13 protein-coding genes are annotated in these 12,404 nt (G+C 68.8%); 12 read left to right on the top strand and 1 reads right to left on the bottom strand.

The window, feature by feature from the left end; genetic code table 11:
• Positions 1 to 61 precede the first annotated feature (61 nt).
• The 12 genes from paaA to ACI1V7_RS21190 all read left to right on the top strand — a co-directional run bounded on the left by paaA (position 62) and on the right by ACI1V7_RS21190 (position 11,489).
• Positions 62 to 1,069, top strand: a complete 1,008-nt coding sequence (gene paaA, locus ACI1V7_RS21245) for a 1,2-phenylacetyl-CoA epoxidase subunit PaaA (protein WP_404533842.1) — start codon at positions 62 to 64, stop codon at positions 1,067 to 1,069.
• A gap of 45 nt (positions 1,070 to 1,114) precedes the next feature.
• Positions 1,115 to 1,399, top strand: coding sequence for a 1,2-phenylacetyl-CoA epoxidase subunit PaaB (gene paaB, locus ACI1V7_RS21240; protein ID WP_290415359.1), 285 nt, complete (start codon positions 1,115 to 1,117; stop codon positions 1,397 to 1,399).
• A gap of 7 nt (positions 1,400 to 1,406) precedes the next feature.
• Positions 1,407 to 2,162: a 1,2-phenylacetyl-CoA epoxidase subunit PaaC gene (gene paaC / locus ACI1V7_RS21235; protein ID WP_404533841.1), complete on the top strand. Its 756-nt coding sequence runs from the start codon at positions 1,407 to 1,409 to the stop codon at positions 2,160 to 2,162.
• On the top strand, positions 2,156 to 2,692 hold the full coding sequence (paaD, locus tag ACI1V7_RS21230; RefSeq protein WP_404533840.1) for a 1,2-phenylacetyl-CoA epoxidase subunit PaaD: 537 nt from the start codon (positions 2,156 to 2,158) through the stop codon (positions 2,690 to 2,692). The genes paaC and paaD overlap by 7 nt, the downstream gene beginning before the upstream one ends.
• Before the next feature lie 7 nt (positions 2,693 to 2,699).
• The gene (gene paaE, locus ACI1V7_RS21225) at positions 2,700 to 3,776 is read left to right on the top strand and encodes a 1,2-phenylacetyl-CoA epoxidase subunit PaaE (protein ID WP_404533839.1); all 1,077 of its coding nucleotides are present in this window, start codon (positions 2,700 to 2,702) and stop codon (positions 3,774 to 3,776) included.
• Positions 3,777 to 3,909: 133 nt separating this feature from the next.
• Positions 3,910 to 4,701, top strand: coding sequence for a 2-(1,2-epoxy-1,2-dihydrophenyl)acetyl-CoA isomerase PaaG (paaG, locus tag ACI1V7_RS21220; RefSeq protein WP_404533838.1), 792 nt, complete (start codon positions 3,910 to 3,912; stop codon positions 4,699 to 4,701).
• Position 4,702: 1 nt separating this feature from the next.
• Positions 4,703 to 6,295: a 3-hydroxyacyl-CoA dehydrogenase gene (locus tag ACI1V7_RS21215; protein WP_404533837.1), complete on the top strand. Its 1,593-nt coding sequence runs from the start codon at positions 4,703 to 4,705 to the stop codon at positions 6,293 to 6,295.
• A complete protein-coding gene (paaI, locus tag ACI1V7_RS21210) occupies positions 6,288 to 6,725 on the top strand; it encodes a hydroxyphenylacetyl-CoA thioesterase PaaI (protein ID WP_404533836.1) in 438 nt (145 codons plus the stop codon). Before ACI1V7_RS21215 ends, paaI begins: the two co-directional genes overlap by 8 nt.
• A gap of 42 nt (positions 6,726 to 6,767) precedes the next feature.
• Positions 6,768 to 8,084, top strand: coding sequence for a phenylacetate--CoA ligase PaaK (gene paaK, locus ACI1V7_RS21205; RefSeq protein WP_404533835.1), 1,317 nt, complete (start codon positions 6,768 to 6,770; stop codon positions 8,082 to 8,084).
• 13 nt (positions 8,085 to 8,097) lie between these two features.
• Positions 8,098 to 8,691, top strand: coding sequence for a phenylacetic acid degradation protein PaaY (paaY, locus tag ACI1V7_RS21200; RefSeq protein ID WP_404533834.1), 594 nt, complete (start codon positions 8,098 to 8,100; stop codon positions 8,689 to 8,691).
• Positions 8,692 to 8,802: 111 nt separating this feature from the next.
• Positions 8,803 to 10,851: a phenylacetic acid degradation bifunctional protein PaaZ gene (gene paaZ, locus ACI1V7_RS21195; RefSeq protein WP_404533833.1), complete on the top strand. Its 2,049-nt coding sequence runs from the start codon at positions 8,803 to 8,805 to the stop codon at positions 10,849 to 10,851.
• Positions 10,852 to 10,940: 89 nt separating this feature from the next.
• A complete protein-coding gene (locus tag ACI1V7_RS21190; RefSeq protein WP_404533832.1) occupies positions 10,941 to 11,489 on the top strand; it encodes a cupin domain-containing protein in 549 nt (182 codons plus the stop codon).
• Here ACI1V7_RS21190 and ACI1V7_RS21185 read toward each other — a convergent pair.
• Positions 11,474 to 12,403 (bottom strand): LysR substrate-binding domain-containing protein, encoded by a 930-nt coding sequence (locus tag ACI1V7_RS21185; RefSeq protein WP_404533831.1) that lies wholly within the window; start codon positions 12,401 to 12,403, stop codon positions 11,474 to 11,476. The genes ACI1V7_RS21190 and ACI1V7_RS21185 overlap by 16 nt on opposite strands.
• Position 12,404: the final 1 nt, after the last annotated feature.

Genomic DNA, 12,404 nt, shown 5'->3' with positions numbered 1-12,404 from the left:
TATACATCGCGATTCTTGTATCGTATTATGGATTCGAACAGAACACAAACGGAGACCGGCCATGTATGCACAAATGGTTGAGACGGGCCTGAAGAAGGTCCAGTCCCAGGAAGACATGAGCGCCGAGGAGCAGGCGTTCCAGGCCCGCATCGACGAGGGCATCAAGGTCGAGCCCAAGGACTGGATGCCGGAGGCCTACCGCAAGACGCTGGTGCGCCAGATTTCCCAGCATGCGCACTCGGAAATCGTCGGCCAGCTTCCGGAAGGGAACTGGGTGACGCGCGCGCCCACGCTCAAGCGCAAGTCGATCCTGCTGGCCAAGATCCAGGACGAGGCCGGTCATGGCCTGTACCTGTACAGCGCGGCCGAGACGCTGGGCGTGTCGCGCGACGAGCTGCTCGAGGCCCTGCACGCGGGCAAGGCCAAGTACTCGAGCATCTTCAACTATCCCACGCTCAGCTGGGCCGACATCGGCGCCATCGGCTGGCTCGTCGACGGCGCGGCCATCATCAACCAGATTCCCCTGTGCCGCTGCTCGTACGGGCCGTATGCCCGGGCCATGATCCGCGTGTGCAAGGAAGAGTCCTTCCATGCGCGCCAGGGCTACGACGTCATGATGAAGCTGGCGCAAGGCACGCCCGAGCAGAAGGCCATGGCACAGGACGCCCTGAACCGCTGGTGGTGGCCTTCCCTGATGATGTTCGGCCCGTCGGACGCGGAGTCGGTCAACAGCGCGCAATCGGCCAAGTGGCGCATCAAGCTGTTCTCCAATGACGAGCTGCGCCAGCGCATGGTCGACCAGACCGTGCCGCAAGCGGAGTTCCTCGGCCTGACGATCCCCGACCCCGACCTGAAGTGGAACGAGGCGCGCGGCAGCTACGACTTCGGCGCCATCGACTGGAGCGAGTTCCACGAGGTCCTGAAGGGCAACGGCCCGTGCAACCGCGAGCGCCTGCGCACGCGCGTCAAGGCCTACGAGGATGGCGCCTGGTTCCGCGAAGCCTTGAACGCGTATGCGGACAAGCAGGCGGAGGGGTCAGAGCCCGGTGTTGCTGTTCAAGGGCTCTGACCCCGGTTTGACCACGCGCCACCAAAAGAATACGGAGACAAGACAATGAGCAAGGAATGGCCCCTGTGGGAAGTCTTCATCCGCAGCCAGCACGGCCTGGCCCACAAGCACGTGGGCAGCCTGCATGCGCCGGATGCGGAGATGGCGATCAACAATGCCCGCGACGTCTACACGCGCCGCAACGAAGGTGTGTCGATCTGGGTCGCGCGCGCGGCCGACATCGTCGCCTCCAGCCCGGCAGACAAGGACGCGCTGTTCGAGCCGTCGAACAGCAAGGTCTACCGCCACCCGACCTTCTTCCCGATGCCGGAAGAAGTCAAGAACCTGTGAGCGGGCCATGGACGCGAACAAGTTTGACTACCTGCTCCGGCAGGGCGACAACGCGCTGATCCTGTCGCAGCAGCTGTCCCAGCTGTGCGGCAAGGGTCCGGCGCTGGAAGAAGACATGGCGCTGACCAACGTCGCCCTCGACCTGCTGGGCCAGACCCGCTTGTGGCTGAGCTATGCCGGCGAACTGGAAGGGCAGGGCCGCGACGAGGACCGCCTGGCCTACCTGCGCGACACGCGCGAGTTCCGCAACCTGCTGCTGGTCGAGCAGCCCAACGGCGACTACGCGCAGACGATGGTGCGCCAGTTCTTCTTCGATGCCTGGCACTACTTCCTGATGCGCGGCCTGCTGTCCTCCAGCGACCGGCGCATCGGCGAGATCGCGGAAAAGTCGATCAAGGAAGTGACCTACCACCTGCGCAGGAGCGGCGACCTGGTCGTGCGCCTGGGCGACGGCACCGACACCAGCCACCGCAAGATGCAGGACGCCGTCGACGAATTGTGGACGTTCACGGGCGAGGCCTTCGCCTACGACGCCGTCGACCTGGCGATGGTCGAGCAGGGCGTGGCTCCCGCCGCCGCACCGATGCGCGCCGCCTTCCTCGAGCACGTGGCCGAGGTGCTGGACGAAGCGACGCTGCGCATGCCGTCGCCGGACGCCTTCATGCAGCGCGGCGGCAAGCAGGGCCGCCATTCGGAACGCCTGGGCTACGTGCTGGCCGAGATGCAGTTCCTGCAGCGCGCCTACCCCGGCGCCGAATGGTGATGGCCGTGGATGCGCCCGTGCTCACCAGCGCCCGGGTCTGGGCCTGGCTGGCCGAGGTGGCGGATCCGGAGATCCCGGTGGTCTCCATCGTCGACCTGGGCATCGTGCGCGACGTCGCCGTCGACGACGCGAGCGGCGATTGCGTGGTGACGATCACCCCGACCTACTCGGGCTGCCCCGCCATGCAGGTCATCGCCGAGGACATCGAGCGCGCGCTGCGTGCCCACGGCGTCGCGCGCCTGCGCATCGCGACCCGCCTGTCGCCGGCCTGGACCACCGACTGGATGAGCGAGGCGGGCCGCGCCGCGTTGACCGGCTACGGCATCGCGCCGCCCGTGCAGCAGGTGGTCGACATCAGCGGCCTGCGGCACGGCGTGAAGCGCCATGCGATCCGCGACCCCGACGTCGCCTGCCCGCACTGCGGCTCCCTGCGCACGCGCCTGACCAGCCGGTTCGGCTCGACGCCCTGCAAGGCGCTGTACGGGTGCCTGGATTGCCGCGAGCCCTTCGATTACTTCAAATGCCATTGAGGCCGACATGAGCCAGTTCCATTCTCTAGCCGTGGCGCAGGTGAAGCACGAGACGCGCGACGCCATCGCCGTCACCTTCGACGTGCCGCCGCACCTCAAGGAAACGTTCGCCTACCGCCAGGGCCAGCACCTGACGCTGCGCGCGACCATCGGCGGCGAGGAAGTGCGCCGTTCCTATTCCATCTGCGCCGCCGTGCAGGACGACCATCTGCGCGTGGCGATCAAGCGCGTGCCGGGCGGCCTGTTCTCCGGCTGGGCGATGGACGCCATCCGGCCCGGCGCCGTGCTCGACGTGATGCCGCCGGAAGGCCGCTTCAACCTGCCGCTCGAGCCGGACAGCCGGCGCCACTACCTGGCGTTCGCGGCCGGCAGCGGCATCACGCCGATCCTGTCGATCGTCAAGACCACGCTGCTGTCCGAACCGCACAGCCGCTTCACGGTCCTGTACGGCAACCGCGCGTCCTCGTCCGTACTCTTCCGCGACGAGCTGGCCGAGCTGAAGGACCAGTACATGGAGCGCCTGAACCTCGTCTACGTGATGAGCCGCGAGCAGCAGGACATCGAGCTGTTCAACGGCCGCATCACGGAGGACAAGTGCCGCCAGCTGTTCCAGCGCTGGCTGCGCGTGGAAGACGTCGACTACGCCTTCGTCTGCGGGCCGGAAGACATGATGCACGGCGTCTCCAGGGCGCTGCAGGAGGCCGGCATGCCGAAGGAGCGCATCCGCATCGAGCTGTTCGCTGCTGCCTCGGCCCAGGCGCCGCGTACGCCGCGCCGGGAAGAGGGGGCAACCGCGCAGCAGACCGAGGTCACCGTCATCATGGACGGCAACCACGCCAGCTTCACGATGGACCGCGACAAGGAATCCCTGCTCGACGCCGGCCTGCGCGCCGGGATCGACATGCGCTATTCCTGCAAGGGCGGCGTGTGCTCGACCTGCCGCTGCAAGGTGAGGGAAGGGAGCGTGGACATGGACGTCAACTATGCGCTGGAAGACTACGAGGTGGCAAGGGGTTTCGTGCTGAGCTGCCAGAGTTTCCCGGCGACGGACAGGGTGGTGGTCGATTTTGACGTGGCGGAATGAACATCGCCGACGGATCAGTACCGCCATACAAACAAGAACCACCGTCGCCCCTGCGCAGGCAGGGGCCCAATGTCGCAGCGCACCGGAAATTGGGCCCCTGCCTGCGCAGGGGCGACGCGATAAGGGAGACATCATGCACTACGAAACCATCCAGTTCACCATCGAATCCGGCATCGCCACCCTCACGCTGAATCGCCCCGAGCGCCTGAACAGCTTCACGAAGCAGATGCACGAGGAAGTCCGCGCCGCGCTCGACCTCGTAAAAACCGACAAGTCCGTGCGCGTGCTGCTGCTGACGGGCGCCGGGCGCGGCTTCTGTGCCGGCCAGGACTTGAACGACCGCGCCGTGGAACCGGGCGCGCCGGGCGTCGACCTGGGCGAATCCGTCGAGCAGTACTACGCACCCCTCGTCATGACCCTGCGCACGCTGCCGTTGCCCGTGATCTGCGCCGTCAACGGCGTTGCCGCCGGCGCGGGCGCGAACCTGGCGCTGGCCTGCGACATCGTGCTGGCCGCACAGTCCGCCAGCTTCATTGAGGCGTTCTGCAAGCTGGGCCTGATCCCGGACACGGGCGGCACCTGGATGCTGCCGCGCCTCGTCGGCCCGGCGCGCGCCATGGGCATGGCCCTGCTGGGCGAGCGCCTGTCGGCGGAAAAGGCCGAGGAATGGGGGCTGATCTGGCGCTGCGTGCCGGACGAGGCCCTGATGCTGCAGGCGCGCGCGCTGGCCGAGCATTTCGCCGCCGCGCCGACCAGGGGGCTGGCGTACACCAAGCAGGCGATGCTGGCCAGTGCCACCAACACGCTGGAACAGCAGCTGGCGCTGGAAGGTCGAATGATGCGGGAACTGGGCTACAGCCACGATTACCGCGAGGGCGTGGCGGCCTTCATCGAGAAACGCCAACCGCAATTCAAGGGGGAATGACATGGCCAACGCACTGGACAGGGACAGCGTGGTGGTGGTCGCCGGCAGCGGCGCCATGGGCAGCGGCATCGCCCAGGTGGCGGCCGTGGCCGGGCACCGCGTGCGCCTGTATGACAGTAATCCGGAAGCGGTGGAGCGCGCCATTGCCGCCATCGCGAAAGCCTTTGCCAAGCTGGTCGAGAAAGGCCGCATGGGCGCGGCCGAGGCGGACCTGGCGCGCGAGCGCCTGCTGCCGATGCGCGCGATCGACGAGGCGCGCGATGCCGCGCTGGTCGTCGAAGCCGTCGTGGAAGACCTGGACGCCAAGCGCGCGCTGTTCGCGGCGTTCGAGGCCGTCGTGGCGCCGGACTGCATCCTCGCCACGAACACCTCGTCGATCTCCGTCACGGCCATCGCGGCGCCGTTGCGGCGTCCCGAGCGCGTGGTCGGCATGCACTTCTTCAATCCGGTGCCGCTGATGGCGCTGGTGGAAGTAATCCAGGGCGTCGCCACCGACAGGGCGGTGGCCGACCGGGTCGCCGCCACCGCGAGCGCCTGGGGCAAGCATCCGGTGCTGGCGAAGTCCACGCCGGGCTTCATCGTCAACCGGGTCGCGAGGCCGTATTACGCCGAGGCGCTGCGCCTGCTGCAGGAAGGCGCGGCCGACCCGGCCACCCTGGACGCCGTGCTGCGCGACTGCGGCGGGTTCCGCATGGGACCGTTCGAATTGATGGACCTGATCGGCCACGACGTCAACTTCGCCGTCACGCGTTCCGTGTTCGACGCCTGTTTCCACGATCCGCGCTACCTGCCGTCCACGCTGCAGCAGGAACTGGTGAACGCCGGCTTCCTGGGCCGCAAGACGGGGCGTGGCTTCTTCCGCTACGGCGATGGCGTCGCGATGCCGGCCGCCGCCGTCGAACCGCCGCAGCCGTGCCCGAAGGACGTGCGCGTGACGCATGCGAAGGACGTGGTGGCGCCGGCCTTCGATGCGCTGCACGACGTGCTGGCCGCGCGCCTGAAGGCGTCCGGCGTGACGGTCAGCCATCCGAGCCTGCTGGACGGCGCCGAGCTGCGCGAAGCGCCGGCCCTGCATGCCGGCGGCGCCACGATCTACCTGACGGACGGCCGCAGCGCCACCCAGCGCGCCGCAGACGACGGCGTGCGCGACACGGTGCTGTTCGACCTGCTGCTCGACCCCGCGCACGCGGGCCGCGTCGCGCTCGCGAAGGCGGACCGCTGCTCGGACGCCGCCTGGCATGCCGCCGTCGGTCTGTTCCAGGAGGCGGGCTTCGCCGTCTCGCGGCTGGACGACGTCCCGGGCATGGCCGTGATGCGCACCGTCGCCATGCTGGCCAACGAGGCCGCCGATGCCGTCAACCAGGGCGTGTGCAGCGCGGCCGCCGTGGACGCCGCCATGCAGAAGGGCGTGAACTATCCGCGCGGCCCGCTGGCCTGGGCGGACGCCATCGGCGTTTCCCAGGTCGTGACGACGCTGGCCAACCTGGGCGCGAGCTATGGCGAGGACCGCTACCGCATCTCGCCGCTCCTGCGCCGCAAGATCGCCGCCGCCGCGTTCGGCGGCAACGCACAGGGGGCACGCTTTCATGCATGACGAGGCACAGCGGCTGGCCGAACTGGCCGGCAAGACCATGTACGAACGCGATCCCGCCAGCCGCGCGCTGGGCATGACGCTCGATGCGATCCGGCCCGGCTTCGCGCGCATGTCGATGCGGGTGCGCGAGGACATGCTCAACGGCCACGGCACCTGCCACGGCGGCTACATCTTCATGCTGGCGGACAGTGCCTTCGCGTTCGCCTGCAATGCGCACAACTTCAACACCGTCGGCGCCGGATGCACGATCGACTACCTGGCGCCGGGGCAGGCGGGCGACGTGCTCGCCGCCGAGGCGGTCGAGCAGGCGCTGGCCGGCAAGACGGGCGTCTACGACGTCGCCGTGCGCAACCAGGACGGCAAGCTGCTGGCCCTGTTCCGCGGCAAATCGCACCGCATCGCCGGCCAGGTGGTGGACGTCGAACGCTGAACGCATGCGCTGAATTCATGCGCTAAACACGAGGAGGAGACCATGGTGCAACGCATCCCCCAAGCGGACGGACTGGAACCGATCGAGCGCGCCAGCCGCGACGAACTGCAGGCGCTGCAGCTCGAACGCCTGCAATGGAGCCTGCGGCACGCCTACGACAACGTGCCGCACTACCGCCGCGCCTTCGATGAAGCGGGCGTGCATCCGGACGACCTGAAGACGCTCGGCGACCTGGCGAAGTTCCCGTTCACGGACAAGAAGACGCTGCGCGACAACTACCCGTTCGGCCTGTTCGCCGTGCCGCGCGAGAAAGTCGTGCGCGTGCACGCATCGAGCGGCACGACGGGCAAGCCGACCGTGGTCGGCTACACGCAGCGCGACATCGACACCTGGGCGGACGTGGTCGCGCGCTCGATCCGCGCCGCCGGCGGACGTCCCGGCGACATGGTCCACGTGGCCTACGGCTACGGCCTGTTCACGGGCGGCCTGGGCGCCCACTACGGCGCCGAGCGGCTGGGCTGCACGGTGGTGCCCATGTCGGGCGGCCAGACGGAGAAGCAGGTGCAGCTGATCCAGGACTTCAAGCCCTCGATCATCATGGTCACGCCCTCGTACATGCTGAACATCGTCGAGGAATTCCGGCGCCAGGGCATCGACCCGGCCACGAGCTCGCTGCAGGTCGGCATTTTCGGCGCCGAGCCCTGGACCGACGCGATGCGCCGCGAGATCGAGGAGCGGGCAGGCATCGACGCCGTCGACATCTACGGCCTGTCCGAGGTGATGGGACCGGGCGTGGCCAGCGAGTGCATCGAAAGCAAGGACGGTCCCGTCATATGGGAAGACCATTTCTACCCCGAGATCATCGATCCGGACACGGGCGAGGTGCTGCCCGACGGCGCGGAGGGCGAGCTGGTGTTCACCTCGCTGACCAAGGAAGCGCTGCCCATCGTCCGCTACCGCACGCGTGACCTCACGCGCCTGCTGCCGCCCACCGCGCGCGCCATGCGCCGCATGGGCCGCATCAGCGGCCGCTCCGACGACATGCTGATCATCCGCGGCGTGAACGTCTTCCCCAGCCAGGTCGAGGAGCAGGTGCTGCAGATGCCGGCGCTGGCGCCGCACTACCAGCTCGTCGTCACGCGCGACGGCCACCTCGACGCGCTGGAAGTGCGCTGCGAGCTGCGCGAGGGCGGCCATGCGGCGGACACGGTCGCGCTGCTGGCGCACGAACTGCAGCACCGCATCAAGACGTTCATCGGCGTGAGCACGCGCGTGCAACTGCTGCCGGCGCAGGGCATCGAGCGCTCGGCCACCGGCAAGGCGCGCCGCGTGCTCGACCAGCGCCCGCGCGGACAATGAAGGAGTAGCACTGATGGCAAAGGTTTACGAGATCGACGGCATCCGCCCGGTGGTGCATCCCACGGCCTATGTGCATCCGACGGCCGTGCTGATCGGCGACGTCATCGTGGGGCCGCGCTGCTACGTCGGCCCGCTGGCATCGCTGCGCGGCGACTTCGGCCGGCTGATCCTGGAAGAGGGCGCCAACGTGCAGGACACCTGCGTGATGCACGGCTTTCCCGAGGACGACACGGTGGTCGAGGCCGACGGCCACATCGGCCACGGCGCCGTGCTGCACGGCTGCCGCGTGGGCCGCAATGCGATGGTCGGCATGAACGCGGTGGTGATGGACAAGGCCGTCGTCGGCGCCGAATCCATCGTCGGCGCGGCGGCCTTCGTCAAGGCGGGCATGCAGATTCCGCCGCGCAGCCTCGTGCTGGGTGCGCCGGCGCGCGTGATGCGCGACGTCACGGACGAGGAAATCGCCTGGAAGAGCTACGGCACGCGCCAGTACCACGACCTGAACCTGCGCTCTCTGCAGACGATGCGCGAGGTGGAGGCGTTGACGGAAGAGGAGCCGGGGAGGAAGCGGCTGGTGTTCGATGAGCCGCACAGGCCGAAGACGTAAAAAATTGGGTCCCTGCCTCCGCAGGGACGACGTATCACGAGCAGGTGGCCATCAAACCGTCGCCCCTGCGCAGGCAGGGGCCCAATTTCACCTGAACAGAGGAGACATATAATGCACCCCACCACCCTGCAAAGCCTGATCGCCGGCCGCTGGCTCGGCAGCGAACCGCACCAGCCCCTGCACAGCGCGCTGGACAACCGCCTCGTCTACCACACGCACGCGGACCGGATCGACTTCAGCGAAGCGCTCGCCTACGCCCGCAAGACCGGCGTCCCTGCGCTGATGAAGCTGGACTTCCAGAAGCGCGCCCAGCTCCTGAAGGCGCTGGCCCTGTACCTGATGGAGCGGAAGGAAGAGCTGTACGAGATCTCGCACCTCACCGGCGCCACGCGCGCGGACAGCTGGGTCGACGTCGAGGGCGGCATTGGCACGCTGTTCGCCTATGCCAGCATGGGCGGACGCGAACTGCCGTCGTCGAACGTATTGCACGAAGGACCGGCCATGGCGCTGGGCAAGCGCGGCGGCTTCGCCGGCACCCACATCCTGGTGCCGCGCGGCGGCGTCGCCGTCCACATCAACGCCTTCAATTTCCCCATCTGGGGCCTGCTGGAGAAGTTCGCGCCCAGCTTCCTGGCCGCCATGCCCTGCATCGCCAAGCCGGCGACGGCCACCAGCTACCTGACGCATGCGGTCGTGAAGATGATGATGGCATCGGACCTGCTGCCGGCAGGCTGCCTGCAGCTCGTCATCGGCAGCACGGGCGACCTGCTGGACCGGCTGGGCGGCTTCGACGCCGTCACGTTCACGGGATCGGCCGACACGGCCGCGAAGCTGCGCGCCAACCCGAACCTGATCCGCGAATCGGTGCCGTTTACCGCCGAGGCGGATTCGCTGAACGCGGCGATCCTGGCGCCGGACGTCACGCCGGACGACGAGGAATTCGACCTGTTCGTGAAGGAAGTGGCGCGCGAGATGACGGGCAAGGCGGGCCAGAAATGCACGGCGATCCGCCGCGTGATCGTGCCGGAGCGCCTGGCCGACGCCGTCGGCGAGCGCCTGCGCGCGCGCCTGGCCAAGGTCGTCGTCGGCAACCCGAAGATGGAAGGCGTGCGCATGGGCGCACTCGCGTCGATGGACCAGCACCGCGACGTCAGCGAACGCGTCGAACTGCTCGCGCGCGGCAACGAGGTGCTGTTCAGCGCGCGCGACGGCTTCGCCCCCGTCGGCGAAGGCTGCGGCGACGGCGCCTTCTTCGCGCCCACGCTGCTGTTGTGCCGCAACGCGTCCGCCAACGCGGCCGTGCACGACATCGAGGCGTTCGGCCCCGTCAGCACCATCATGACCTATGGCGACATGGACGAGGCGCTGGACCTGGCCGCGCGCGGCAAGGGCAGCCTGGTGACGACGCTCGTGACGAAGGACCCGGCCATCGCCGCGCACGCGGTGCCGGTGGCGGCCGCGTCGCACGGCCGCGTGCACATCCTCGACCGCGAAGCGGCCGTCGACTCGACGGGCCACGGCTCGCCGCTGCCCCAGCTCAAGCACGGCGGCCCGGGCCGCGCGGGCGGGGGCGAGGAACTGGGCGGCATCCGCGCCGTCAAGCATTTCCTGCAGCGCGCCGCCGTGCAGGGCTCGCCCACGATGCTGGCGGCCGTCACGGGGGAATACGTGCGCGGCGCGGCCGTGAAGGAATCGGACATCCACCCGTTCCGCCGCCACTTCGAGGACCTGGAGATCGGCCACTCGCTGCTGACGCACCGCCGCACCGTCAGCGAGGCGGACATCGTCAACTTCGGCGGCATCTCGGGCGATTATTTCTACATGCACTTCGACGAGATCGCGGCGAAGGACACGCAGTTCGGCCAGCGCATCGCCCACGGCTACTTCGTGCTGTCGGCGGCGGCGGGGCTGTTCGTCTCGCCGGCGCCCGGTCCCGTGCTGGCCAACTACGGCCTGGACAACCTGCGCTTCGTGGCACCCGTGGCGATCGGCGACACCATCCGCGCGCGCCTGACCTGCAAGCGCAAGGTCGACCGCAACCGGACGGACGAAGCCGGCCGCGGGCAGGGCGTCGTCGCCTGGGACGTGCAGGTGACGAACCAGCGCGACGAGCTGGTGGCCAGCTACGACATCCTGACGCTGGTGCAGAAGCGCGGCTGAGTGCGCTGTGGGGGCGTGACTGTGCAGCGGGACGGCAAGGCCGGCCCCGTTTGCGCTATGCTACGGTCAGACCAACAAGGAGCGCCCCCATGTCCAGGCTAGACTTGAGCAGCATCCCGGTGCGGACCGGCACCGGTTATCCCGATCCCTTCGCCGAGGCCGTCAACGGCCGCAGCCGCCAGGCGCTGGCCGAGGCCGGCGGCCTCACCCAGTTCGGCGCCAACCTGATCGAACTGCAGCCGGGCGCCGCCTCGTCGCAGCGCCACTGGCACACGCACGAGGATGAATTCGTGATGGTCGTGTCGGGCGAACTGACCCTCGTCACGGACGAAGGCGAGACCCTGATGCGCGCCGGCGATTGCGCCGCCTTCCCGGCCGGGCGCGAAAACGGCCATCACCTGGTCAATCGCAGCTGGGGCAATGCCCTGTTCCTCGTCGTCGGCCCCAAGGACCCGGACGACCGCGCCGTGTATCCCGACATCGACCTGGCCTACGACGGCAAGACCGACAGCTACTCGCACAAGGACGGCACGCCGTATCCGAAGCGCGACAAGAACGCGCCCATGGCCGCCGCCGCCGCGACGGTGCCGCCGGTCGAGGAGCACGTGCTGGCGCCGCGCGTCTACCGCTCCGAGTAAGAACCCACGGCGTCCGGCAAATGCCGCTGCAGGAATTCGATGCAGACGCGCAGCTTGCCGGACCCCGCCAGCCGCTGCGGGTACACAGCCCAGACGTTCGCTTCCTGCGTGTACTCGGGCAGCACCTGCACGAGGCGGCCCGCATCGATCCAGGCTTGCGCGTCCCAGCGCGAGCGCAGCACGATGCCGGCGCCTTCCACGGCCCAGCGCAGGGCGATCTCGCCATGGTTCGTCGACAGCGGGCCCGCCACCTTCACCGTTTCCGCGCCGTTCCGGCCATGCAGGCGCCATACGCCGAGCGGGTGGTCGCGTTCCTTGATGGCGAGGCAGTCGTGTCCGGCCAGGTCGCGCAAGGCCGCCGGCGTGCCGCGCCGCGCCAGGTAGGACGGGGCGGCGCACAGGATGCGGTGGTTGGCCATCAGCTTGCGCGCCACCAGGTGCGGGGCGATGTCGTCGCCAATGCGCACGTCCAGGTCGAAGCCCTCGGCCACCGTGTCGACCAGGCGGTCGAACACCTCGAAGCGTATCTGCAGGGCGGGATAGCCGGCCGCCAGCCGCGCGATGGCCGGCGCCACGACGTTGCGGCCGAAGCCGAAGCTGCTGCAGATGCGCAGCCGGCCGCGCGGTTCGCGCCGGCCCGCCGCCACGTCGTCCATCAACTCGTCGAGACCGTCCAGGATGCCCAGGGCGCGTGCATGGACGCGTTCGCCCTCGTCGGTGACGAGCACGCGCCGCGTCGTGCGCTGGAACAGCTGCACGCCGAGCGCTTCCTCGAGGATGCCGATGCGCTTGCTGACATAGGCGGGCGACATGCCCATTTCCGCGGCGGCGGCGGCAAAGCCGCCCTTGCGCACGACGGCGACGAAGACGCGCAAGTCCCCGTTCTCGACGGGCGGTGGCGATGGATTGTTCACG

This window comes from Massilia paldalensis, from assembly GCF_044901715.1.
Classification (GTDB): domain Bacteria; phylum Pseudomonadota; class Gammaproteobacteria; order Burkholderiales; family Burkholderiaceae_D; genus Telluria; species Telluria paldalensis.
Note: the sequence above shows the minus strand (reverse complement) of the source record. Positions and strands in the feature narration are given on the sequence as shown.